Annotated in this window: 15 protein-coding genes; 9 read left to right on the top strand and 6 right to left on the bottom strand. The window is 66.5% G+C overall.

Features of this window, described 5'->3' with window-relative positions:
- Positions 1–7 precede the first annotated feature (7 nt).
- Both ACP7BH_RS07830 and ACP7BH_RS07825 read right to left on the bottom strand, forming a co-directional pair.
- Entirely contained in the window at positions 8–1,648 is a 1,641-nt protein-coding gene (locus ACP7BH_RS07830; protein ID WP_425982346.1) for an alpha-amylase family glycosyl hydrolase, read from the bottom strand.
- Positions 1,645–3,438: an alpha-amylase family glycosyl hydrolase gene (locus ACP7BH_RS07825; protein ID WP_425982348.1), complete on the bottom strand. Its 1,794-nt coding sequence runs from the start codon at positions 3,436–3,438 to the stop codon at positions 1,645–1,647. Before ACP7BH_RS07825 ends, ACP7BH_RS07830 begins: the two co-directional genes overlap by 4 nt.
- A gap of 290 nt (positions 3,439–3,728) precedes the next feature.
- Between ACP7BH_RS07825 and ACP7BH_RS07820 the strand changes: the two genes are divergently transcribed.
- Together ACP7BH_RS07820 and ACP7BH_RS07815 are read left to right on the top strand one after the other, a co-directional pair.
- Positions 3,729–6,530 (top strand): TonB-dependent receptor, encoded by a 2,802-nt coding sequence (locus ACP7BH_RS07820; RefSeq protein ID WP_425982351.1) that lies wholly within the window; start codon positions 3,729–3,731, stop codon positions 6,528–6,530.
- Positions 6,531–6,734: 204 nt separating this feature from the next.
- Positions 6,735–8,009 carry a sugar MFS transporter gene (locus ACP7BH_RS07815; RefSeq protein ID WP_425982353.1) on the top strand — a complete coding sequence of 425 codons (1,275 nt, stop codon included), beginning with the start codon at positions 6,735–6,737 and terminating at the stop codon, positions 8,007–8,009.
- A gap of 70 nt (positions 8,010–8,079) precedes the next feature.
- Here the strand turns inward: ACP7BH_RS07815 and ACP7BH_RS07810 are convergent, their stop codons facing one another.
- On the bottom strand, positions 8,080–8,649 hold the full coding sequence (locus tag ACP7BH_RS07810; RefSeq protein WP_409714026.1) for a TetR family transcriptional regulator: 570 nt from the start codon (positions 8,647–8,649) through the stop codon (positions 8,080–8,082).
- Between the two features lie 171 nt (positions 8,650–8,820).
- Between ACP7BH_RS07810 and ACP7BH_RS07805 the strand changes: the two genes are divergently transcribed.
- The 5 genes from ACP7BH_RS07805 (at position 8,821) to ACP7BH_RS07785 (ending at position 18,397) form a co-directional block, all read left to right on the top strand.
- The gene (locus tag ACP7BH_RS07805) at positions 8,821–10,023 is read left to right on the top strand and encodes an efflux RND transporter periplasmic adaptor subunit (protein WP_425982356.1); all 1,203 of its coding nucleotides are present in this window, start codon (positions 8,821–8,823) and stop codon (positions 10,021–10,023) included.
- A gap of 3 nt (positions 10,024–10,026) precedes the next feature.
- On the top strand, positions 10,027–13,299 hold the full coding sequence (locus ACP7BH_RS07800; protein WP_425982357.1) for an efflux RND transporter permease subunit: 3,273 nt from the start codon (positions 10,027–10,029) through the stop codon (positions 13,297–13,299).
- Complete coding sequence (locus ACP7BH_RS07795) at positions 13,299–14,732, top strand: efflux transporter outer membrane subunit (protein WP_425982360.1); 1,434 nt, start codon at positions 13,299–13,301, stop codon at positions 14,730–14,732. The genes ACP7BH_RS07800 and ACP7BH_RS07795 overlap by 1 nt, the downstream gene beginning before the upstream one ends.
- 234 nt (positions 14,733–14,966) lie before the next feature.
- The gene (ppdK, locus tag ACP7BH_RS07790; protein WP_425982362.1) at positions 14,967–17,645 is read left to right on the top strand and encodes a pyruvate, phosphate dikinase; all 2,679 of its coding nucleotides are present in this window, start codon (positions 14,967–14,969) and stop codon (positions 17,643–17,645) included.
- 224 nt (positions 17,646–17,869) lie between these two features.
- Positions 17,870–18,397 carry a porin family protein gene (locus tag ACP7BH_RS07785; protein WP_346494031.1) on the top strand — a complete coding sequence of 176 codons (528 nt, stop codon included), beginning with the start codon at positions 17,870–17,872 and terminating at the stop codon, positions 18,395–18,397.
- Between the two features lie 72 nt (positions 18,398–18,469).
- Here the strand turns inward: ACP7BH_RS07785 and ACP7BH_RS07780 are convergent, their stop codons facing one another.
- Positions 18,470–18,721 (bottom strand): hypothetical protein, encoded by a 252-nt coding sequence (locus ACP7BH_RS07780; RefSeq protein WP_425982365.1) that lies wholly within the window; start codon positions 18,719–18,721, stop codon positions 18,470–18,472.
- Positions 18,722–18,874: 153 nt separating this feature from the next.
- On the opposite strand from ACP7BH_RS07780, the gene ACP7BH_RS07775 reads away from it, so the two are divergent.
- Together ACP7BH_RS07775 and ACP7BH_RS07770 are read left to right on the top strand one after the other, a co-directional pair.
- Positions 18,875–20,080: a M48 family metallopeptidase gene (locus tag ACP7BH_RS07775; protein ID WP_425982367.1), complete on the top strand. Its 1,206-nt coding sequence runs from the start codon at positions 18,875–18,877 to the stop codon at positions 20,078–20,080.
- A 40-nt stretch (positions 20,081–20,120) separates the two neighbouring features.
- Entirely contained in the window at positions 20,121–20,582 is a 462-nt protein-coding gene (locus ACP7BH_RS07770; protein ID WP_425982369.1) for a DoxX family protein, read from the top strand.
- A 3-nt stretch (positions 20,583–20,585) separates the two neighbouring features.
- On the opposite strand, the gene ACP7BH_RS07765 is transcribed toward ACP7BH_RS07770, so the two are convergent.
- Both ACP7BH_RS07765 and ACP7BH_RS07760 read right to left on the bottom strand, forming a co-directional pair.
- Entirely contained in the window at positions 20,586–21,737 is a 1,152-nt protein-coding gene (locus tag ACP7BH_RS07765; RefSeq protein ID WP_425982371.1) for a beta-ketoacyl-ACP synthase III, read from the bottom strand.
- Between the two features lie 92 nt (positions 21,738–21,829).
- Positions 21,830–23,884: a capsular polysaccharide biosynthesis protein gene (locus tag ACP7BH_RS07760; RefSeq protein ID WP_425982374.1), complete on the bottom strand. Its 2,055-nt coding sequence runs from the start codon at positions 23,882–23,884 to the stop codon at positions 21,830–21,832.
- Between the last annotated feature and the right edge of the window lie 15 nt (positions 23,885–23,899).

The raw sequence follows: 23,899 nt of genomic DNA, 5'->3' as shown, positions 1-23,899 counted from the left end.
CCCATCCTCAGACCGCGAACAACAGGCCGGCGAGGGGCGACAGGGTCTGTCCGTCCGCCTCGGTCCAGTTGATCGCCTCAAGGCGACGCGCACCCGCAGGCGGCGTCCAGTCGATGGGAACGTGGCCCAGGTTGAAGACGCACAACAGGCGTTCACCGCCGTCAACGTGTTCGAAGCGGTGGAAGACAAGCAGATCTTGCGGTCCTTCGACCAGCTCCAGCCCGCCGGTGCGCAGCGCCGGGTGCGCATGACGCAGGGCGATGATGCGGCGGGCGACGTGCAGAACCGAGGTTGGATCGGCCTCCTGCGCGTCCACCGCCAGCGGCAGATGGCGCGGATCGACCGGCAGCCAGGGCTCGACCGTCGAGAAGCCGGCGTTGGGCGCCGACGCCACCCAGGGGATCGGCGTGCGGGCGCCGTCTCGGCCCAGGGTCAGGGGCCAGTTGGCGATCGCCTCGGGATCGACCAGCCGCTCGAACGGCACCTGGGCCTGGGGCAGGCCCAGTTCCTCCCCCTGATAGACGAAGACATTGCCGCGCAGGCACATCAGCAGCAGCAGGGCCATTTCCGAAAAGGCCTTCTCGTCGCGCCCTTGCGCCCAGCGGGACACCGCGCGCGGGGCATCGTGGTTCGAGAAGGTCCAGGACGGCCAGCCTTCACCTTGCTGGTCCGGCCACATGCTGTCGCCCAGGCCGATCAGCTCGCTCTTCAGCGTGTCGGCATACAGGTAGAGGAAGCCGTAGGCGGAATGCAGCCGGTCGTTCCCGGCGGTGAACGCCTTCATCTCGCGGTCGGCATGGTCGCCGCCGACCTCCGCCACCGTGAACCGGCCCTCGTAGCTGTCGGTCAGGGCGCGGACGCGGTTCAGGAAGCCGATGATGTCCGGGTGGGACTGGTTGTAGATCTTGTCCTGGAAGTCGAACGGGCGCGTCCGCTTCTTGCCGTCGGCGATCGGCGGATTGTCGCGCAGGGACGGGTCGTGGATGGCGAAGTTGATGGCGTCCAGGCGGAAGCCGTCCACGCCCTTGTCCAGCCAGAAGCGGGCCGCCGCGATCAGGGCGTCCTGCACCGCCGGGTTCCTGACGTTCAGCTGGGGCTGGGAGGCCAGGAAGTTGTGCATGTAGTACTGGCCGCGTCGCGCATCCCAGGTCCAGGCCGGGCCGCCGAACACCGACTGCCAGTTCGACGGCGGCGAGCCGTCCGGCTTGGCGTCGGCCCAGACATACCAGTCGGCGTGTTCGCCGTTTCGGCTGGCGCGGCTGTCGATGAACCAGGGGTGTTCGTCCGACGTGTGGGAAAAGACCTGATCGATGACGACCTTCAGGCCCAGGGCATGGGCGCGCGCGATCAGGGCGTCGAAGTCGGCGAGGTCGCCGAAGATCGGATCGACGTCGCAATAATCCGAGACGTCATAGCCGAAGTCCTTCATCGGCGAGGTGAAGAAGGGCGACAGCCAGATCCCGTCCACGCCCAGCGAGGCGACATGATCCAGATGCTCGGTGATCCCCTTCAGATCGCCGACGCCGTCGTTATTGGCGTCCGCGAAACTGCGCGGATAGATCTGGTACAGGACCGCCCCCCGCCACCATTCGTGAGCGAGGGCAGGGGCGGCGTCAGCCGTGGAAAGATCGAGAGGCTGGGCAGTCACGGGACGCTCTTGCAGACGAGGTAATCGAGGGGAGGGACGCGGACGGCGACACTGGCGGGCGCCGAGGACTGGACGGCGCAATCACCACGCAGACCCTGCCACCGAAGCGAGCCGGGCTCCACCTCGACCTGGGCGGCGACGGGCGTGGTCGAGGTGTTGAACAGGACCAGGATTTCACCGCCGTCCTCGCCCATGCGCGACAGGGCGAACAGGCCGGGTTTGTCGCCATAGGCGCGCACCACCTGACGGCCGCGTCGCAGGGCCGGTTCGGCGGCGCGGATGCGCGCCATTTCGGCGATGGCGCGATACAGCGGCGCGTCGGTCGAATAGGCCGGCTGGCGACCGCCGACCGGCGTCTCGTTCGCATAGACCGGGGTCTGGCTGGGCCACATGTCCTGGCGCGAGTTTCCGTATCCGCCGGCGCCGGCGAAACCCTGTTCGTCGCCGTAATAGAGGGTGGGCACGCCCCGGCTGAACATCATCAGAGCGTGAGCCAGGGCGATGCGCGACTGCAACTCTGCGTCGCTCGCATTTGGATTGGCCTGTTTCACGAAGAAGCCGACCCGGCCCATGTCGTGATTGCCCAGGAAGGTCGGCAGGATGGCGGCCGTGTCGGCACCCTTGTCGTAAATCGTGTCGGCGTCGAACAGCTTGGCCAGGGCGTCGGTCCCGACCTTGCCCGAGGCGGCGTCCACCGCCTGTTTCTGGAACGGGAAGTCCAGCACGGCCGGATAGCCGTCGACCCGCGTGAACCGCGCCGTCACGGCCGGGTCGGGATCATAGACCTCGCCGAAGATGTGGAAGTTGGGAATGCCCTTGGCCTCGGCGCGGGCGATCATGGCGGGGATGAAGGCCTGCCAAAACGCGGGGTTCACGTGGCGGGCGGTGTCGATGCGGAAGCCGTCGATGCCGTATTTGTCGATCCAGCCGCCGAAGACGTCGATCATGCCCTGGATCACGACCGGATCCTCGGTCAGCAGGTCGTCCAGACCGGCGAAGTCCCCGTCCAGCGAGCTTTCGCCCGAGAAGGTGCTCTCGCCCCGGTTGTGATAGTGGATCGGGTCATTCAGCCAAGCCGGAACCTTGGCGTTCTCCTCGTCGGCCGAAACGTACGGCGTATAGGCGTAGTCGGGCCGGGTCAGACGCGAGAAGTCGCGGCCGTCGAAGCCTTCGTTGATCGGCGCGCCATCGACGCCGCCCCGGCGGGTGTAGGGATAGTCGGCCCGGCTGCGATAGGCGCAACGCCCCTCGGGACATTCGCGATACTGGATCACGTCGGCGGTGTGGTTGGCGACGATGTCCAGATAGACCTTCATGCCCCGCGCATGGGCCGCCTCGACTAGGGCGCGCATCGCCGCCTCGTCGCCGAAGTGCGGATCGACGGCGGTGAAGTCGGTGATCCAATAGCCGTGGTGCGCCGCGCCGGTGTAGTTTCCGTGCGACTGGACCGGCTTGTTCTTGAAGACGGGCGCCAGCCAGACCGCGGTGGCGCCCAGGCCCTGGATATAGTCCAGCCGCTGGGTCACGCCCGCCAGGTCGCCGCCATGATAGAAATCGGTGTCGGCCGGGTCGAAGCCGCTCTTCAGCCGCTCGGCCGGATAGCCGCCGTGGTCGTTCGATGGATCGCCGTTGGCGAACCGATCCGGCAGCAGGAAATAGATCACCTCGTCCTGAGGCAGGCGCTGGCGCAGGTCGGTGAGGCTGTCGGCGCTGGCGTTGGAGGCGACCAGCAGGCTCGCTGCGGCCGCCATGGCGTGCAGTCCGTTTCGGACGGCGGTCCTCTTCCTCATAACGCTGGCTCCCTGCTGTCTGGAAAGTGCAAAGCTTTCCAGATCGATTTGCAAGATTTTGCAGCAATGGCCGGGCCTGTCAACGCGGGTTTAATTTGCTGCAATGCAGCGCAAGCGTCGCCGTTCGTTGCGCTAGGTCCAGTCTCCGGGGGCTTGAAGCGGCGCTGGGTGAGGGCCGAAATCAGGCGTCCACATTAACTGCTTGCAACCTTGCCAAAGATTTGCATATTTTTGCGACGGCTTCAGATCGCGACGCTCAGAATCGCGATCAGCCCCCAGGGAGGATGACCATGTTCCAACGTCTCAATCGGCGCGCGCGCCTGCTATCCGGCGTCGCCTTCGGCGCAGCCGCCATGATGTCGGTCGGCGCCGCGCACGCCCAGACCGCCGCAACCACGGCACAGGCCGACGATCAGGCGACGGAAGTCGGCGAAATCGTGGTCACCGGCATCCGCCGCTCCATCGAGGCGTCGATCAACGCCAAGGCCAACAACACCTCGATCGTCGAGGTCATCTCGTCGGAAGACATCGGCAAGCTGCCGGACGTCTCGATCGCCGAATCCCTGGCGCGCCTGCCCGGCGTGACGATGCAGCGCCTGGACGGCCGCAGCCAGGCGATCTCGATCCGGGGCCTGGGTCCCGACTTCACCACCGCACTGCTGAACGGGCGCGAGCTGGTCACCACCGGCGACAACCGCGGCGTCGAGTTCGACCAGTTCCCCGCCGAACTGCTGAGCAGCGTCGTCGTCTACAAGACCCCGGATGCGTCCCTGATTGGCCAGGGCCTGGGCGGCACCGTCGATCTGCGCACCGTGCGCCCGCTGGCCTATGGTCGTCAGGCCATCGCCCTGAACTACCGTCACGAGTGGAACGACATCGGCGCCCTGAACTCGGGCACGACCGACAAAGGCGACCGCTACACCATCTCCTACATCGACCAGTTCCTGGACGGCACCCTGGGCGTGGCCCTGGGCTACGCCCACATGAGCTCGCCCTATCAGTCCGAACGGTTCAACGCCTGGGGCTATCCGAACTACACCGACGGCAATCTGCTGACCGGCGGCGTCAAGCCCTATGTCATGTCGTCTGAGCTGGAGCGCGACGGCTATATGGGTGTGCTGGAATGGCGCCCGAACGACCGCATCCACTCCACGATCGACGCCTTCTATTCCGAATTCAAGAACACCCAGGTCCTGCGTGGCATCGAGTTCCCGCTGGCCTGGGGCGGTTCGTCGGGCGACTGTACGGTGAACGTGCCGTCGGCGGTATGCCGTCCCGCGCCGGCGCTGCGTCCTGGCTACACCGTCGAAGACGGCCTGATCGTCGCCGGCACCTGGGACAACATCAAGGGTGTCGTCCGCAACGACCTGAACAAGCGCGACAGCAACATCACATCGCTGGGCTGGAACACCGAGTTCATGCTCAACGACGACTGGTCGATGAACCTGGACCTCAGCTATTCGAAGGTCGAGCGTAACGACATCATTCTGGAAACCAACGCCGGCACGGGCCGCAACATCAACGGCGCCCTGGATAGCCTGGGCTTCGAGCTGACCGACGACGGCGTGACCCGTTTCACCAGCCGCCTGAACTATGCCGATCCGGCCCTGATCAAGATCACCAGCCCGCAAGGCTGGGGCGGCGACGTGATCCCCGAAGGCCAGGCCGGCTATATGAACACGCCCTCGATCGAGGACGAGATCAAGGCCGCCCGCTTCTCCGTCACGCGCGAACTGCACCAGAGCCCGTTCAAGTCGATCGATTTCGGCGTCAACTATACCGAACGCCAGAAGAGCTTCGTCAACGACCAGTTCTATCTCGGCGTCCCCGGCGGCGGCGACCTGATTGTGCCGACGGCCTTCCTGCTGGATCCGACCGATCTGGGCTACCTGGGTATTTCGCAGGTGCTGAGCTACGACGCTCTGGGCCTGGTCAACAGCGGCGCCCTGAACCGCATCCGCAACCCGAACGCCGACGTCACCGCCGGCAACTGGGAAGTCACCGAAAAGGTCTCGACGGCCTATATCCGCGCCAACATCGACCACAACCTGTTCGGCCGCGCCCTGACCGGCAACGTCGGCATGCAGTTCGTCTATACCGACCAGAGCTCTAACGGTTTCTCGGCGCGTCAGGTCGGGCCGGGCGTATCGGAGACGATCGCCGTCAACGGCGGGGCCGAATATCTGGAAATCCTGCCCAGCTCGAACTTCATCCTGGAAGTCGGCGACGACATGTTCGCGCGTATGGCCGTGGCCCGTACCCTGGCGCGTCCGCGTATGGACGACATGCGCGCCTCGCGGAACTTCAGCTACAACGCCGGCCTGGCTCAATCGACCGACATCAACCAGTCCCCGTGGGGCGGCGGCGGCGGCAATCCCGAACTGAAGCCTTTCATCGCCGACGTGATCGACCTGTCGTTCGAGAAGTATTTCGCCAACCGCAAGGGCTATGTCTCGCTGGCGGCCTTCTACAAACATCTGGAAAGCTACGTTTATAACCGCAACCAGATCGTCGATTTCACCGGCTATCCCATTGGCGTGATCTCGCCGACCAACCCCGAGCCGGCTCTGCGGCAAGGCCTGGTCGGCGCGCCCGACAACGGCGAAGGCGGCTGGATCAAGGGGCTGGAGTTCTCGATCTCGGCGCCGTTCGACATCTTCCATCCGGCGCTCGAAGGCTTCGGGGCGCAGTTCAGCGCCTCGACGACGGACAGCGAGGTCCAGCCCGATCCGACCCAGCCCCCGACCGCCCTGCCGGGCCTGTCGGAAAACGTGATCAACGGCTCTCTCTACTACGAACGCTACGGCTTCCAGTCGCGCGTTTCCGCCCGTCATCGCTCGGACTACCTGGGCGAGGTCGCCGGTTTCGGCAACGGCCGCACCCTGCGGTCGGTCGCGGCGGAGACCGTCGTTGACGCCCAGATCGGCTACGAGTTCCAGGCCGGTCCGCTGGAAGGTCTGTCGATCCTGGCCCAGGTCAACAACCTGACCGACGAGCCGTTCAAGACCTTCGAGAACGGCGATGAGCGCCGCACCATCGACTATCAGAGCTACGGCCGGACCTTCGCGGTCGGCATGAACTACAAGTTCTGATTTCCATCCCTCTCTTCTGAGCAAACTTGGGCCGCCGCGTTCGCGAGGCGGCCCTTTTCTTTGCTCGCGCCGTCGAATGACGGGAAAGTTTCGTTACAGAGCGTGCTTTTCGGCTGGACGCATGGAGCGCGATGTCGGAACCAAGCCTTGCGAGAACCGCGCGAGCACAGCGCGGCCGTTTTTGTTCACTGGGGGATCACATCCATGACCGTTCCGGACGCCGGAAAACGCCAGGGCGCGGGCCTGGCCTTCGCCTATGTCACCACGCTGTTCTTCGCCTGGGGCTTCGCCACCTCGCTGATCGATCCGCTGATCGCGGCGGTGAAGCGCGTGTTCGACCTGAACAACGCCGAGGCGTTCCTGACGACCTTCGCCTGGTTCATCGCCTATGGGCTGATGTCCCTGCCGGCCGCCTCGGTGCTGAGCAAACTGGGGTATAGCCGCTCGATCATCGGCGCCCTGATTGTGATGGTCGCGGGCTGTTTGATCGTGCCGGCCGCCACGGCCGCCGACTGGTATCCGGGCGTGCTGATCGCCCTGTTCGTCATCGCCTCGGGCGTGACCCTGTTGCAGGTGGCGGCCAATCCGCTGGTCGCCGAGCTGGGCAGTCCCAAGGGCGCGTCCAGCCGTCTGAATCTGTCCCAGGCCTTCAACTCGCTGGGCACGACGATCGGCCCGTGGCTGGGGTCGCACGTGCTGCTGACGGGCGGAGTCTTCGCCGCCGGCGCGGTCGTCACCGTCGCCACGCGCACGGAATCTCTGCGCAGCATCGACATGGCCTTCCTGGGCATGGGCTCCTTCTTTGCTCTGGTCGCCGTCTTCATCTTCACGGCGCGCAAGAAGATCAACGCCGCCGCCCCGGTCACGACCAACGCCGTCTCGCCGCTGAAGGCGCTGTCTTCGCCCTGGGCCGTCTTCGGCGCCCTGGCCATCTTCCTTTATGTAGGCTCGGAAGTCGCCATCGGCGGCATGCTGACCAACTTCCTGGAAAGCCCCGACATCCTGAACGCGCCCATCGAGACGGCGGGCAAGATGGTTGCCCTGTATTGGGGCGGCGCCATGGTCGGCCGCTTCATCGGCTCGGCCGTCCTGACCAAGGTTCGCCCCGGCGTCGTTCTGGCCTGCTGCACTGTCGCGGCGGCCGTCCTGTGCCTGATCGTGAGCCAGATCGGCGGCCCGACGGCGGCCTACGCCGTCCTGTCGATCGGTCTGTTCAACTCGATCATGTTCCCGACCATCTTCACCCTGACGCTGGAGCGGTCGACCGCGCCAACGTCGGCGACCTCGGGCCTGCTGGTCTTCGGCATCATCGGCGGCGCGCTTCTGCCTCAGGTCGCGGCGCACATCGCCGATGCGGCGGGCAGAATTCAGCCGGCCTTCATCGTACCGATGCTGGGCTATGTCGGTCTGACGGTCTTCGCCATCGCCTGCATCCGTACCAAGCCGCGGGCCGAGGTGAACACGACCGCCTCGCACTGAGACCGGTCGCCGGACAAGACAAAGGGCGCGGAGGGAAACCTCCGCGCCCTTCTTCATTTTCGGAATGTGATCAGCCGTCGATCAGGGCCTGAAGGATCGGCGCCAGCCGGTCGCGCATCTCTTCGCACTGGGCCGGCTCGATGTTGAAGCTGCCGCCGCCCAGCTCGCGGCTGACGGACATGCCCATGATGAAGCCAGCCAGCAGGCGCGCGCGCACCGTGGCGTCGGGTCCGCTGAGCCAGTCCTCCAGCGGGCCGAAGAAACGCTGGGTGCAGGTGGTCTGAACCATCTCCGCCGCCTTGGCCGAGCCGATGGAGCGCAGCATGATCGACATGCCCTTCAGCTTCTCTGCCTTCTTGGGCTCGAAGACGATCTCGTGCGCGACGCGCCGACCGAAGTCGGCCTTCTCGCCCTGCATCAGGGCGCTGCCGTCGCCGCAGCTGTCCAGCGCGGCCAGGAACAGGTCGTCCTTGGAGCCGAAGTATCGGCTGATCAGCGCAGCATCGACGCCCACGTCTCGCGCGATGTCGCGCATCCCCACGTCGTCATAGCTGTCTGCCGCGAATCTCTCACGCGCAGCATCGAGAATGGCCGTGCGGGTTGCGGCGGCGTTTCTCGGGCGTGGGCCGGGACATAACAAGGTGATGACACTCCACAGGTGAATAACCGTAGATCACATATGGCTTTGTCAACGCCTGTTGACAAGCGCCACGGCTCCGACCATTAAGTCACCACGCGTTGACAAGGCCGACTCCCCATCGGCCTCGGTCCGCACGACTGGGATTTTACCTCCGACAGGGAGATTGCGCAGATGCGCGGGCTGAAGATTGCGGCCGTATCCGTCATGGCGACGGGTGCGCTTTATGGTTGTTCCCCCAAGGCGGAAGCTCCGGCGCAAGGCGCGCCGCCTGTGACGGTGGCGACGCCGCTGAAGCAACAGGTCCGGGACTGGGACGAGTTCACGGGCCGCTTTGAGGCGGTCGAGAGCGTGGACGTGCGCGCCCGCGTCGGCGGCTATATCCAGGCGGTTCACTTCCGCGACGGCCAGATGGTCCAGCGCGGCCAACTGCTCTTCACCCTGGATCCGCGCCCGGCCCAGGCCGCCCTGGCCCAGGCTCAGGCCCAGGTCGCTCAGGCCCAGTCGCAGCTGTCGCTGGCCCGCGCCAACCTGGCCCGCAGCGAGACCCTTCTGGCCTCGCAGGCGGTGTCCAAGGCCGAATATGATTCCAACAAGGCCGCCGTCGATGCGGCGCAGGCCAATCTGGCCGCCGGAAACGCGGCCGTCCGCAACGCACGTCTGAACCTTGAATACACCCGCGTCACCGCGCCGACCTCGGGCCGCGTATCCGACCGTCGCGTTGATCCGGGCAATGTCATCGCCGGCGGTTCGTCGGCAGGCGACGTCCTGACCACCATCATCTCGGGCGGCCCGATCCACTTCGTCTTCGACGGTTCGGAAGCGGTGCTGCTGAAGTATCTGCGTGAGGGCGGCGCCAATCAGGGCGCGACCGTCAACGTCCGCCTGCAGGACGAGAGCACCTACAAGCACACCGGCCGTCTCGACTTCTCGGATAACGCGGTGGACACCGCTTCGGGCGTCATCCGCCTGCGCGCCATCCTGCCGAACGCCGACGGCTTCCTGCGCCCCGGCATGTTCGGCAGCGCCCAGGTCGCCGGCGCCGGCGCCTATGACGCCCTGCTGGTCCCGGATTCGGCCATCGGCACGGATCAGGCCCGCCGCACCGTCGCCGTGGTCAACGCCGACGGCACCGTGACGAACAAGGCCGTCCAGCTGGGCCCGATCGTCCAGGGTCTGCGCGTCGTCCGTTCGGGCCTGGCTCCGACCGACCGCGTCATCATCGCCGGCCTGCAACGCGCGGCCCAGCCGGGTTCGAAGGTCACACCCAAGAACGGTCAGATCCAGCCGGTCGCGGCCGATGCTTCGCAAGCGCCGGTCACCCAGGCGGCCCCGGCGTCCAGCGCCTCGTTCGCCAACTCCATTCCCGCTGGCTAAGCCATGAACATCTCCCGCTTCTTCATCGACCGGCCGATCTTCGCGGCCGTGATCGCGGTGGTGATCACCATCATCGGCATCGCCGCCTATCCGCTGCTGCCCCTGTCGCAGTATCCGGAGATCGCGCCGCCGACGATCACCATCAACGCCGCCTATCCCGGCGCCTCGGCCGAGACCCTGGCCGAGACCGTCGCCGCCCCCATCGAGCAGGAGGTGAACGGCGTCGAGAACATGCTCTACATCACCTCCTCGTCCACCTCGGACGGGGCGGTAGCGATCACCGTGACCTTCCAGCCCGGAACGGACCTCGATTCCGCGCAGGTGCTGGTTCAGAACCGGGTCGCCCTGGCCGAACCTCGCCTTCCCGAGGCGGTTCGTCAGACGGGCGTCGTGGTCAACAAGGCCGAGAGCGGCTTCCTGATGATCCTGGGGCTGACGTCGCCCGACGGCACCCTGGATAACGACTATGTCGGCAACTACGGCAACTCGACGCTGCGGGACCGCCTGCTTCGCATCGAAGGCGTGGGCGCGGTTCAGGTGTTCGGCGGCGGCAACTATTCGATGCGCGTCTGGATCGACCCGGCCAAGGCGGCCGAGCGCGGTCTGACGGGTTCCGAGATCGTCGCCGCCCTGCGCGCCCAGAACGTCCAGGCCGCCGCCGGCTCCATCGGCCAGCCGCCGTTCCCCAACAGCGCCGCCTCGTTCCAACTGCCGGTCCAGGTTCAGGGCCGTCTGACCGACCCCGAAGAATTCTCCAAGGTCATCCTCAAGACCGACGCCGAGGGGCGCGTCACCTATCTGCGCGACGTGGCGCGGATCGAACTCGGCGCCCAGGACTACGGCATCCGCGGCTTCTTCGACGGGCAACGCGGCGTCGGTCTGGCCATCGTGCAGCAGCCGGGCGCCAACGCGCTGGGCACCGCCGATCGGGTCCTGGCCGAGGTCGAGGCCGTCAAGGCCGAACTGCCGGCCGGCATGGCCATCTCTGTGCCTTACAACCCGACCGAATTCGTCGCCTCCTCGGTGGAATCCGTCCAGCACACCGTGCTGGAAGCTATCATTCTGGTCGTCATCGTCGTCCTGGTCTTCCTGCAAAGCTGGCGTGCGGCGATCATCCCGATCATCGCCATTCCGGTGTCCCTGGTCGGCGCCTTCGCGGTGCAGCTGGCGCTGGGCTATTCGATCAACTCCCTGTCCCTGTTCGCCCTCGTCCTCGCGGTCGGCATCGTCGTCGATGACGCCATCGTGGTGGTCGAGAACGTGGAGCGGGCCATCAGCGAAGGCCTCAGTCCCAAGGAGGCCGCCTATCGATCGATGCAGGAGGTTTCAGGCGCCCTGATCGCCATCGGCCTGGTGCTGGTGTCGGTGTTCGTGCCGACCATGTTCGTGCCGGGCATTCCGGGCATTTTCTACCGCCAGTTCGCGGTGGTCATCGCCTCGGCCTCGATCATCTCGCTGTTCATATCCCTGACGCTTTCGCCGGCCATGGCCGCCCTGCTGCTCAAGCCGCACAAGAAGGACCACGAGCATGCCCGCAAGCCGGGCGTCCTGGGCACGGTCGTCTATTACGCCGGCTGGGCGGGGCGTAAGTTCAACGAAGGCTTCGACTGGCTGTCGGACCGTTACGGCCGCCTGACGGCGCGTCTGGTGCGCACGGTCGGTCTGGTGCTTATCATCTATGCCGGTCTGCTGGGTCTGACGGCCTGGCGCCTGATCGACACGCCCTCGGGCTTCATTCCCGAGCAGGATCAAGGCTTCCTGATCGGCGTCATCCAACTGCCGGCCGGCGCTTCGCTGGATCGCACCCAGGCGGTGATGGAACGCGCCAGCAAGATCATCCAGGACACGCCCGGCGTGGATGGCACCGTGGCCTTCGCCGGCCTGGATGGCTCCAGCTTCTCGTTCGGCTCCAATGCCGCCACCATCTTCGTGCGTCTGAACGCGTTCGAGGATCGCACCAAGGAAGAGGCCGCCACGGCCCTGGCCGGGGCCATCACCCAGGCCACCGGTCAGATCGAGGACGCGCAGATCTTCGTCATCGCCCCCCCGGCGGTGCAGGGTCTGGGCACCGGCAACGGCTTCTCGATGATGATCCAGGATCGCGAAGGCGCCGGCTATCGTCCGCTGGAAGGCGCGACCTTCGCCATGATGGGCGCCGCCGCCCAGGCGCCGACCGAGGTCAGCCAGGTCTTCTCGACCTACAACACCGCCTCGCCGCGCATCACCGCCGACGTCGATCGTGACAAGGCGCTGATGATGGGGGTCCAGCCCAGCGCCGTGTTCGACACGCTGGGGGTTTATCTCGGCTCTTCCTACGTCAACGACTTCAACATGCTGGGCCGCACCTTCCGGGTGACGGCGCAGGCGGAGCCGACGTCGCGCGACGACATCGCCGACATCGCCAACCTGAAGACCAAGTCGTCGTCGGGGGCCATGGTGCCGATCGGTTCGGTGGCGAACCTGGTGAACGACTCGGGTCCGGCCCGGATCGTGCGCTACAACCTGTTCCCGGCGGCCGAGCTTCAGGGCAATGCCGCAGCAGGAGTGTCGTCGGGCGAGGCGCTGCAGATCATGGAAAACATGGCTGCGCAGACCCTGCCCCAGGGCTTCTCCTACGAATGGACGGGTCTGGCCTATCAGCAGAAGGCGGCCGGTTCGGGCGCGACGGCCATCTTCATGATGGCGGTGGTGTTCGTCTTCCTGGTGCTGGCGGCTCAGTACGAGGCGTTCACGCTTCCGCTGGCGGTGATCCTGATCGTGCCGATGTGTCTGCTGGCGGCCATCATCGGCGTGAACCTGCGGGGTCTGGACAACAACATCCTGGTCCAGATCGGGCTCGTGGTTCTGATCGCGCTCGCGGCCAAGAACGCCATCCTGATCGTCGAGTTCGCCAAGCAAGCCGAAGAAGACCAGGGCATGAACCGGTTCGAGGCTGCGGTCGCCGCCGCCAAGACCCGTCTGCGTCCGATCCTGATGACCTCGTTCGCCTTCATCCTCGGGGTCGTGCCGCTGATGCTGGCGACGGGTCCGGGCGCCGAGATGAGGCAATCGCTGGGCACGTCCGTCTTCTCGGGCATGCTGGGCGTGACCTTCTTCGGCCTGATCTTCACGCCGGTCTTCTATGTGGTCAGCCGCTGGCTGTCCTCGAAGCTGCCGCAAGGCAAGAAGCCCAAACCCGCCACGACCCCCGATACGGCCGTGCGTTACGACGAAACCAGCGACCTGACCGATCCGAGCGCGCCTGCGCCCGCCACCGGCCGGGGAGGGGACATCTGATGACCCGCAACAAGACCCTCAGCTTCCTGACCGCCGCAGCGTCAAGCGCCTTGCTCGCCGCCTGCGCGGTCGGGCCCAAGGCGCCGCCTGCCGACCTGCCTGTCGCCGGCACGGGCGCCTTCGTCGGCTCCGTCAGCCCCACCGTCTCGACCGCTGCGGCGCGCGACGACTGGTGGCGGCTGTACGAGGACCCCACGCTGGACGCCCTGATCCAGCAGGCCTTCGCCGAGAATAACCAGCTCGAAGCCGCCTTCGCCAACCTGCGCGCCGTCCGGGCGTCGCTGTCGGAGGCCCGCGTGGGCCGCTTCCCGACCACGACGACCAGCGCCCAGGCCCAGCGCACCCGCAGCTCGGCCGCCACGGTCCAGGGCTTGCCTGCCGGTCAGGACGCGCCCGAGATCGACACCTATGACGTTGGCCTTCAGGCGTCATACGAGATCGACCTGTTCGGCCGGGTGGAGTCCACCATTCGCGCCGCCCGCGCCGACGCCCGCGCCGCCGAGGCCGCCCTGGCCACGGTTCAGGTCTCGGTCGCCGCCGAGACGACCCGCGCATACGCCGACACCTGCTCGGCCAATGCGCAGATCGCGGTGGCTGAACGGACGCTGGAGCTGCAACGCAATACCGCCAACCTGACCCAGACCCTGCTCGACGGCGGGGCCGGCACCGGGCTGGACGTGGCCAGCGCCCGCGCGGCCCTGGCCCAGACGGCGGCGACCCTGCCGACCCTGCGTGCAGCCCGCAACGAGGCGCTGTTCCGCCTGGCCACCCTGACCGGGGTCACCCCCGCCGAGGCCAGCCAGGCCGCCGCCGCCTGCGTGCGTCCGCCGCAACTGACCCAGCCGATCCCGGTCGGCGACGGCGCGGCCCTCTTGGCGCGTCGCCCCGACGTCCGTCAGGCCGAGGCTGAACTGGCCGCCGCCGCCGCCCGCGTGAACGTGGCCACCGCCAACCTCTATCCGCAGATCAGCCTGGGGGGCTCTATCGGCTCCACGGCGCTGGAATCGGGCGAGTTGAGCGACGATCAGAACTTCCGCTTCAGCTTCGGTCCGCTGATCAGCTGGTCGTTCCCCAACGTCTTCGCCGCTCGCGCCCAGATCAAGGCCGCCGGCGCCCGTTCGGACGCCGCCCTGGCCACCTTTGATCAGACGGTGCTGACGGCCCTGCAGGAGACGGAAACGGCCCTGTCCAACTACGCCAACGAACTGGACCGCCGTGCGGCCCTGACCGAGGCGCGCGACCAGGCGGCCCGCGCCGCCGACCTGTCGCGCCTGCGCTTCAACGCCGGCGCCGACAGCTTCCTGTTGGTGCTGGACGCCGAACGCACCCAGGCGGCGGCCGACGCGGCCCTGGCCCAGTCGGACGCCCTGGTCACCACCTACCAGATCGCCCTGTTCCGCGCCCTGGCCGGCGGCTGGCAGGCCGACAGCTGATCGGTTCGCTATAGCGACAAGACCGAAGGGCCGGGCGACGTATCGCCCGGCCCTTTTTGGTTTGCTTCGCCGCCTTGTCATCATCGCAACGCGCTGGGCGATTGAGGAAACCGGTTACCTGCTCACGCATTGTTACATCCGCCATGGTCAAGCCGGTTCCTCCGCGCTAGATCGTGCTGCATGTGCGAGCGGGGCCAACCCGTCGGACGATCCGAAAAGCTCAGGGACTGCAATATGACCAAGTGGGTGTACGGCTTCGGCGGAGGCTCCGCCGACGGCGACGCGTCGATGAAGAACCTTCTCGGGGGCAAGGGCGCGAATCTGGCGGAGATGTCTTCGCTGGGTTTGCCAGTCCCGCCGGGCTTCACCGTCACCACCGAGGTTTGCACCCACTATTACGCCAACGGCGAGACCTATCCCGCCGACCTGGAAGCCCAGGTGAAGGCCGCTCTGGATCAGGTCGAGGCCATCGTCGGCAAGGCCTTCGGCGACGTGAACAACCCGCTGCTGGTCTCGGTCCGCTCGGGCGCGCGGGCCTCGATGCCGGGCATGATGGACACCGTTCTGAACCTGGGTCTGAACGATCAGACGGTCGAGGGGCTGGCCAAACTGTCGGGCGACCGGCGCTTCGCCTTCGACAGCTATCGCCGCTTCATCACCATGTATTCGAACGTGGTGCTGGGTCTCAGCCACGACGATTTCGAAGAGGTGCTGGACCAGCACAAGGACCGTCTGGGCGTCACCGTCGACACCGACCTGAAGGCTGAGGACTGGCAGAAGGTGGTCGCCGACTACAAGGCCGTGGTCGAGCGTGAACTGGGTCATCCCTTCCCGCAGGATCCCAAGGACCAGCTGTGGGGCGCCGTAGGCGCCGTCTTCGCCAGCTGGATGAATGACCGGGCGAAATTCTATCGCCGCATGCACGACATCCCCGAGAGCTGGGGTACGGCCGTCAGCGTCCAGTCGATGGTGTTCGGCAATATGGGCGAGACCTCGGCCACCGGCGTGGCCTTCACCCGCAACCCCTCGACCGGCGAGGCGCGCCTGTACGGCGAGTTCCTGATCAACGCCCAGGGCGAGGACGTGGTGGCGGGCATCCGCACGCCGCAAAGCCTGACCAAAATCGGCCGCGAGGAGATGGGCGAGACCGCCCCCTCGATGGAAGAGGCCATGGCGGAAGTCTTCGGTCAGTTCGTCGAGGTGGTGAATAAGCTGGAGAGCCACTATCGCGACATGCAGGACATCGAGTTCACGGTCGAACAGGGCCGTCTCTGGATGCTGCAGACCCGCAACGGCAAGCGCACGGCCAAGTCGGCGCTGAAGATCGCCGTGGACCTGGCCGCCGAGGGCGTCATCACCCAGGAAGAGGCCATCAGCCGGGTCGAGCCGTCGGCTTTGGACCAGCTGCTGCACCCGACGCTGGACCCCGATGCCGCCCGCACCGTGGTCGCCGCCGGCCTGCCGGCCTCGCCCGGCGCGGCCACCGGCAAGATCGTCTTCGACGCAGACGAGGCCGAGCGCATGTCCGGCCTGGGCGAGGCGGTCATCCTGGTGCGCGAGGAAACCTCGCCTGAGGACATCCACGGCATGCATGCGGCGCGCGGCATCGTCACGGCGCGCGGCGGCATGACCAGCCACGCCGCCGTCGTGGCGCGCGGCATGGGGCGCGCCTGCGTGTCCGGCGCCGGGGAAATCCACATCGACGAGGCCAAGGGCACCTTCACCGCGCGCGGCCGCACCTTCAAGACTGGCGAGATCATCACCATCGACGGCTCCAAGGGCGAGGTGCTGGACGGCGCCGTGCCGATGATCGAGCCCGAGCTGACCGGCGACTTCCAGACCCTGATGGCCTGGGCCGACAAGGTGCGTCGCCTGAAGGTGCGCGCCAACGCCGAGACCCCGCTGGACGCCAAGACCGCGCGCGGCTTCGGCGCCGAGGGCATCGGCCTGTGCCGGACCGAGCACATGTTCTTCGACGACACCCGGATCGCTGCCGTGCGCGAAATGATCCTGGCCGACGACGAGGCCGGGCGCCGCACGGCCCTGGCCAAGATCGCGCCGTTCCAGAAGTCGGACTTCGTCGAACTGTTCGAAATCATGGCCGGCCTGCCGGTCACGGTCCGCCTGCTGGACCCGCCGCTGCACGAGTTCATTCCCCACACCGAGGAAGACATCGACGCCTTGGCCGCCTCGTCGGGCATCGACGCCGAGAAGCTGAAGCGCCGCGCCAAGGAACTGCACGAGACCAACCCCATGCTGGGCCACCGCGGCTGCCGCCTGGGCGTCGCCTATCCCGAAATCTACGAGATGCAGGTCCGCGCCATCATCGAGGCGGCGCTGGAGGTTCAGAAGACGTCGGGTCAGGCTCCGCTGCCGGAGATCATGCACCCGCTGGTCGCCCTGGGTCTGGAGATGAAGTTCCTGCGCGAACTGACCGACCGCGTCGCCAAGGCCGTGTTCGACGAGACGGGCGAGAGCATCGACTATCTGGTCGGCACCATGATCGAGCTGCCGCGCGCCGCCATCCGCGCGGGGGATTTGGCCGAATACGCCCAGTTCTTCAGCTTCGGCACCAATGACCTGACCCAGACGACGTTCGGCATCAGCCGCGACGACTCCGGCCGGTTCCTGCAGGCCTATCTGGACAAGAGCATCTTCGAGACCGATCCCTTCGTGCGTCTGGACCAGGACGGCGTCGGCGGCCTGATCGAGATCGCGGCCGAGCGGGGCCGGGCGGTTCGGCCCGAGGTCAAGCTGGGCATCTGCGGCGAACACGGCGGCGATCCGTCGTCCATCACCTTCTGCGAGAAGGCCGGGCTGGATTACGTCTCCTGCTCGCCCTACCGCGTGCCCATCGCCCGACTGGCGGCGGCGCAGGCGGCGCTGAACGTGGAGCGCGAGAAGGACCGCTAACCCTCTCCATGGGATCTTGAAAAGGGCGGTCTCTGACGAGGCCGCCCTTTTTCTTTGTCACAAAACCGCCAACCTTGGCGGAACGACGTATGTGTCCTCGAGTCCACAGGTATTCGTAGTGTTTTTGAAACTCTGGAACAGACGACCGCGTCACCTATTTAAGCTCTCGCTGGATGGGGCTGATGATCGGTTCGGTCATCACATCTAGGAGTTAATAAGAAACAATGCGTAACATTCTTCTCGCCGCCGTCGCCGTTTCTGCAATCGCTGCTCCGGCCTTTGCTCAAACCAATCCTGAGCCGCGCGGTTACGGCTCGCTGGGCTACACTCATCTTGAAGGCGACAATGCAACGACGGGCGCCGTCACGGGTCGTCTGGGCGTAAACCTCAACCGTTACATCGCGCTGGAAACCGAAGCCTCGGTCGGCGTCAAGGATGACGACTTCACCGTCGCGGGCGTCGATGGCTCGATCAAGCACGAGTGGGACGCCGCCGGTTATGTGGTCGGCAAATATCCGGTCGGCGACAAGCTGGAGCTGTTCGCGCGCGGCGGCTACGGCCACACCGAACTGAAGCAGGAGTTCCCGGGCGCCAACACCGACGTGGGCGGCGACAGCTGGAACTACGGCGCCGGCGCCAACTACTATCTGGATGGCGTGAACGGCGTGCGGGCCGACTGGACCCGTCGCGACTACCGTGACGATGCGGGCAAGGCCGACGCCTATTCGGTCAGCTACATCCGTCGCTTCTGATCTTTAGGGTCAGCCAGAACGACGAAGGCGCGCTCCGTAAGGGGCGCGCCTTTCGCGTTCAGGACAGTGATGTCAGGCGAAGTCGCCTGCGAGGGCCCAGCGCTGCGAGCCTTCGCCGAACGGACGCACGAACCAGTCGCGGTACTGTTCGAAGGTCTCGATGATCTTCTGGCGCAGATCGGGCGGATTCACCGCCTCGCCGCGCTGACGTTTCATCGCCGCGACGCAATCGACCACCATATTCTGGTGGGCCGAACCGCCCATGCTCTTCAGCACGGCGGCGATATCGTTAGCCAAGCTTTCCAGCACCTGCTTCGGTGTCATGTGAGCCATCTGGGAAACCCCCTGTTCTCGACAATCGAATGCGTTGCAAAATACTGTGACAGTTTCAAGCGTGGCGGCGCAAGAATCATCATGGATGGGAATTAACCTGACATAACGCGGGTCACGCGCTTTGGTTCTCTTAAGGGAGAAACCATGAAGAATTTCGATCCAGCCATCGCCACGGCCCAGTGGCTCGCGACCCTGTCGCCCCAAGAGACGGCCCGCGCCGTCGCCTATACGCACGGATCGCACTGGCTGATCCTGTGGAGTTTCCTGGTTTCGGCCCTGGTCGCCTGGATCATCGTGCGCACCGGCCTGCTGGTCGCCATTCGCAGCCGGATCGAGCGCCGCCGTCGCCGGCCGCTGATGGCCAGTTTCGCCGTCGCCCTGGTCTATTCGATCATGAGCTGGGTGCTGACCCTGCCGTGGTCGATCTATGAAAGCTGGTATCGCGAGAAACAGTATGGCCTGAGCAGCCAGGCGCTGGGCGGCTGGCTGGGCGAGGCGGTCATCGGGGCGGCCATCTCGGTCGTCGTCACCGCGCTACTGCTGATGGCGATCTACGCCCTGATCCGGCGCGCGCGACGGTTCTGGTGGGCCTGGGCGTCGGGGGTGACGGCGGCCTTTATCGTCATCGGCCTGGTGATCTCGCCCCTGGTGATCGAGCCGATCTTCAACACCTATACGCCCGCGCCGAACGGGCCGGTGCGCGACGCCGTCGTGGCGCTGGCCGAACAGACCGGCACGCCGTCGGACAAGATCTTCATCTACGACGGCTCCAAACAGTCCGACCGCTACACCGCCAATGTCTCGGGCCTGTTCGGCACGGCGCGCGTGGCGATGAGCGACACCATGTTCAAGCAGGGCGCGGACCTGGCAGAGGTGCGCGGCGTCGTCGGCCATGAAATGGGTCACTATGTTCACGCCCACATCCTTTGGATGGTCGGGGTCCTGGTGCTGCTGTCGGCCCTGGCCTTCTGGCTGACGGATCGGCTTTATCCGCTGGCGCACAGGCTGCTGAGGGCGGACCGCGTGGGCGACATCGCCGATCCCACCGGTCTTCCGATCCTCTTCCTGGTCCTGGCCTTTTTGGGCGTGCTCGGCACCCCGGTCTTCGCCACCATGACGCGGACGACGGAGGAAGACGCCGACCACTTTTCGCTGGTCCACGCCAATGAGCCGGACGGCCTGGCCAAGGCCCTGATCAAGACCGCCGAATACCGCGCCCCGTCGCCCTCGGCGGTGGAGGAGTTCCTGTTCTACGATCACCCCAGCGTCGAGAACCGCATCCGCCGGGCGATGGAATGGAAGGCGACGCATCCTCCCCAAGCCTTGGCAGGGCAACCGCCCAGGCCGTGAGGCATTGAAGGCTCCGCCATCCAGCGGAGCCTTTTTTCTGATGATCGACCTCTATCGCGGCTTCGGCCTGGGCATCCTGGCTCTGATGGACGTCGCGCCCCTGATCGCGCGGGTCGTGGTCGGGGGGATGTTCTTCCTGTCCGGCTTCTACAAGCTGTTCACCCCGGCCCAGGCCGAGAAGATGCAGAAGACGATGGTCGAGGCCGGCATCGCCGCGCCGCGCCAGACCGCCCGGTTCGTGTCGGTATGCGAGTTCGCCTGCGGCGCCCTGCTGATCATGGGCCTGTTCACCACCCTGGCGGCGCTGGTGCTGCTGATCATCAGCCTGGTCGCCCTGGTGACCGTGGCGTCCAAGTCGGTCAAGGGGACCAGCTTCGGCTATCGCCTCTCCAGCTATTTCGACCTGCCCGAGACCCTGCTGATGGTGATCCTGATCTGGCTGATCGCCAACGGGCCGGGGCTGTGGAGCCTAGACTTCGTCCTGTTCCTGCCCCGGCTCTAGGTCTTATGCGCGCTTCCTGACGAAGACCGTCCCGGCGGAATAGCCGGCGCCGAAGCTGCAGATCAGGCCCGTGTCGCCCGCCTCGAACCCGTCGTTGTGCAGGTGGAAGGCGATGATCGACCCGGCCGACGAGGTGTTGGCGTAGTCGTCCAGGATGATGACGTTCTCGTCCGCCGAGGGCTCGCGCCCCAGCACCTTCTTGCCGATCATCGTATTCATGTTGATGTTGGCCTGGTGCAGCCACAGCCGCTTCAGTTCGTGCGGATCAAGGCCCAGTTCGCCGGCGTGATCCACGATCATGTCCGACACCATCGGGACCACGTCACGGAACACCTTGCGGCCCTGCTGGATGAACAGCTTGTCGTTCTGGACGCTGTCGTCGGCTGCCGGCGTGTCCAGATGCGCGGTGTCGCGCGCGTTGCGGTTCAAGAAGCCGAAGTTGTTGCGGATATTGTTCGAGAAGGTCGTCTTCAACCGCGTGCCCAGCACGTCCCAGCCGCCCTGTCCCGCCGTCTCTGACGATTCCACGATCACCGCCGTCGCCACGTCGCCGAAGATGAAATGGCTGTCGCGGTCGGTGAAGTTCAGGTGGGCCGAACAGACCTCGGGGTTGACCATCAGCACCGCCTTGACCGAGCCGCCGGCGATGAAGTCCGTCGCCGTCTTGATGCCGAAGGTCGCCGAGCTGCAGGCCACATTCATGTCGAAGGCGAAGCCTTCGATGCCCAGGGCCTGCTGCACCTCGATGGCCATGGCGGGATAGGCGCGCTGCATGTTCGAGGCGGCGCACAGGACGGCGCCGATCTCGCTGACCGGCTTGCCCCAGGCCTCGATGGCCTGACGCGCGGCCTTGACCGCCATCTCGGCCAGGATGGAAATCTCGTCGTTGGAGCGTTCGGCCAGGTTCGGGGCCATCCGCTCGGGATCGATGATCCCGGCCTTGTCCAGCACGAACCGGCTCTTGATGCCCGACGCCTTCTCGATGAACTCGGGCGAGGAGTGCGCCTTGGCCTCCAGCTCGCCGGCCTCGATCTGGGCCGCGTGGCGGGCGTTCCAGCCGTCGGCCCAGGCGTTGTAGCTGTCGACCAACTCGGCGTTGGAGACCGACTGTTCGGGGGTGAAGAGGCCGGTGGCGGCGATGACGGCGTGGGTCACTTTGTTCTTGTCCTATCGCTCGACGCGCGGCGTCTCGCTGCTTGAGGATGTCTTGGTCTGTTTGAGGACAGTCCGTTTCCTATCAGAACGCGTCAATAGGACGGCGGCGGCCTGCGGTCGAGACTGGCGATGATGCCCGCGGCCCAGCGTTGGATTTGACCGCGCGGCGCCTTGGGCGTCGGCTGGTCGCGCGCCGCGATCAGGGCCTTGACCAGGTCTTCCGCCTCACAAGGCCAGCCCGACGGCGTGACATAGATCGGATAGTGGATCAGGGCCGCCAGGATCAGATGATCCACGCTCGCCCGGCGGGTGCGGCGTGCGAACGTCAGCCGGTCGTCAGTCAGGCCCCAGCCGGCGTAGAAGGGCCGGCCATAGACCGACACGGCCTTGCCCCGCATCAGGGCCTCGAATCCGGTCAGCGAGGTCAGGGTCGCCACCCGCGCGCAGGCGTTCAGGCAGTCGATGATGTCCAGCCCGTCCGCGCTGGCGTCCACCCAGGCCAGGGCCGAGGCCTCCAGCCGGCCCGGCCGGTTGCCCGCCAGAACGTCGGGGTGGTTGCGATAGACCAGGAAGGCGTCGGGATGATCGGCCCGCGCGGCCTCGACCAAGGCGGAGTTGGTGGCCAGGTCCGGCTCGCAGCCCAGCAGGATTGACTTGTCGTTCTCGACCTGGCCGACGACCAGCAGGATATCGCGATCAGCAGGCCAGTCGGCCGGCGCCTGGCCCTTCAGATTGTATTTGGACAGACCTGCCTGGACGATGCGCGCGCCCAGCGCGCCCGCCCGCGCCAACTGCTGCGGCGTCGCGTCCGTCGTCTCGATCAGGGTCTCCAGCCGCGACGGGCGCGACGGGTCGTAATAGACGCCCTGGTCGTCAAGGGCGACCGACAGGGCCCCGACGAAATCGGACCCCAGGCCGCGCGACCGGATGAAGCCGTCCTCCATCCGCACGGTCGGACCATTGAACGAAGCCGCCGCCTGACGCGTCGCCTCGCTCTCCTTGCCCGCCCACCAGATCAGCCGACCGTTCGTCGCCGTCGCATGAGCGGCGGCGCGCAACGGCGACATGAAGTATCGCATCGTCGCCTTGGGCGAGTTCAGCAGGCGTCGCACCGGCGGGCGTTTGGCCGGGGCGAACCCCACCGCCGACCACGACCCCGCCAGCCTATCGGCCCGATCGCGCAGGGCGATCAACCGATCCAGCGCCTGTTCGGCCTCGCATCGCTCGCCGGTGACGGGATCGACATAGCGGCTGTAGGCGATCAGGGCGGCGGCGGCGACCTGTTCGATGGAGCGCGCCAGCCCACGCCGTCCCGTCTGGACCGCATCGGTCGTCAGGCCCCAGCCGGAATAGAAGGGCGCCCCGAAACACCGCACCGGCAGGCCCCGCAACAGGGCCTCGAACCCCAGGGCCGAGGTGACGCAGTAGACCGCGTCCACCGCCGCCAGCAGGTCGGCGGGCCGCACGTCCGTATCCACCAGGGTGACCCCGGCCAGGTCGGTCACGCAGCCGCGCTTCCTGCCCGCCGCCACCGCCGGGTGGCGTTTGACGATCAGCTGGGCGTCCGGCTCGTCGCGGCGGGCGGCGGCGATCATCTCGTCGAAGCTCTGCGCCGTCGCCAAACCATGGGCGATGGAGGCGTCGCCGAACGTCTGGTCCACGATCAACACACGCCGACCGGGCTTCAGCAGGCCCAGATCCAGCGGCCCGCCCATGTTCGTCTTGGACACGCCTGACGCCACGATCCGGTCGATCAGCCCCCGCGCATGGGCGGTCATGGCCGCGTCGCACCAGTCGTCGGCCGTCTGGATCAACCGCTCAAGACGGCTGGGCCGTGTCGCATCGTAATAGACGCCCAGGTCGTCGACGATCAGGCTCAGGCTGGTCGCCCCCGCCTCGCCGATTCCGACCGATCTCAGAAAGCCGTCTTCCAGCGCCACATAGGGCCGCCCGTTCTTCTGCGCCCAGCGACGACCCGCCGCCGCCGTCGGCTTCATCCCCCAGCCCAGCACCGCCTGCACATCGTCCCCCGGCAGGCGACGCAGGTCGTAGTCGGCCAGGAAGACGTCGAGAAACGGGACCTTCAGCACGCCGGGCGCACAGACCCAGGCCGGGATTTTCGAAGGCGTGTCGGCAGGTAGGGTCAAGGCGGGTCCGCTGGG

It is taken from the genome of Brevundimonas sp. TWP2-1 (assembly GCF_049897645.1).
Taxonomy (GTDB): domain Bacteria; phylum Pseudomonadota; class Alphaproteobacteria; order Caulobacterales; family Caulobacteraceae; genus Brevundimonas.
The sequence above is the reverse complement of the archived record's forward strand: the minus strand, read 5'-3'. Positions and strand labels throughout refer to the sequence as shown.

Coding starts and splice junctions, on each gene's coding strand:
- ACP7BH_RS07770 (WP_425982369.1), top strand. CDS start 20,121: ATGATCGACCTCTATCGCGGCTTCGGCCTGGGCATCCTGGCTCTGATG.
- ppdK (WP_425982362.1), top strand. CDS start 14,967: ATGACCAAGTGGGTGTACGGCTTCGGCGGAGGCTCCGCCGACGGCGAC.
- ACP7BH_RS07800 (WP_425982357.1), top strand. CDS start 10,027: ATGAACATCTCCCGCTTCTTCATCGACCGGCCGATCTTCGCGGCCGTG.
- ACP7BH_RS07795 (WP_425982360.1), top strand. CDS start 13,299: ATGACCCGCAACAAGACCCTCAGCTTCCTGACCGCCGCAGCGTCAAGC.
- ACP7BH_RS07805 (WP_425982356.1), top strand. CDS start 8,821: ATGCGCGGGCTGAAGATTGCGGCCGTATCCGTCATGGCGACGGGTGCG.
- ACP7BH_RS07815 (WP_425982353.1), top strand. CDS start 6,735: ATGACCGTTCCGGACGCCGGAAAACGCCAGGGCGCGGGCCTGGCCTTC.
- ACP7BH_RS07820 (WP_425982351.1), top strand. CDS start 3,729: ATGTTCCAACGTCTCAATCGGCGCGCGCGCCTGCTATCCGGCGTCGCC.
- ACP7BH_RS07780 (WP_425982365.1), bottom strand. CDS start 18,721: ATGACACCGAAGCAGGTGCTGGAAAGCTTGGCTAACGATATCGCCGCC.
- ACP7BH_RS07785 (WP_346494031.1), top strand. CDS start 17,870: ATGCGTAACATTCTTCTCGCCGCCGTCGCCGTTTCTGCAATCGCTGCT.
- ACP7BH_RS07825 (WP_425982348.1), bottom strand. CDS start 3,438: ATGAGGAAGAGGACCGCCGTCCGAAACGGACTGCACGCCATGGCGGCC.
- ACP7BH_RS07775 (WP_425982367.1), top strand. CDS start 18,875: ATGAAGAATTTCGATCCAGCCATCGCCACGGCCCAGTGGCTCGCGACC.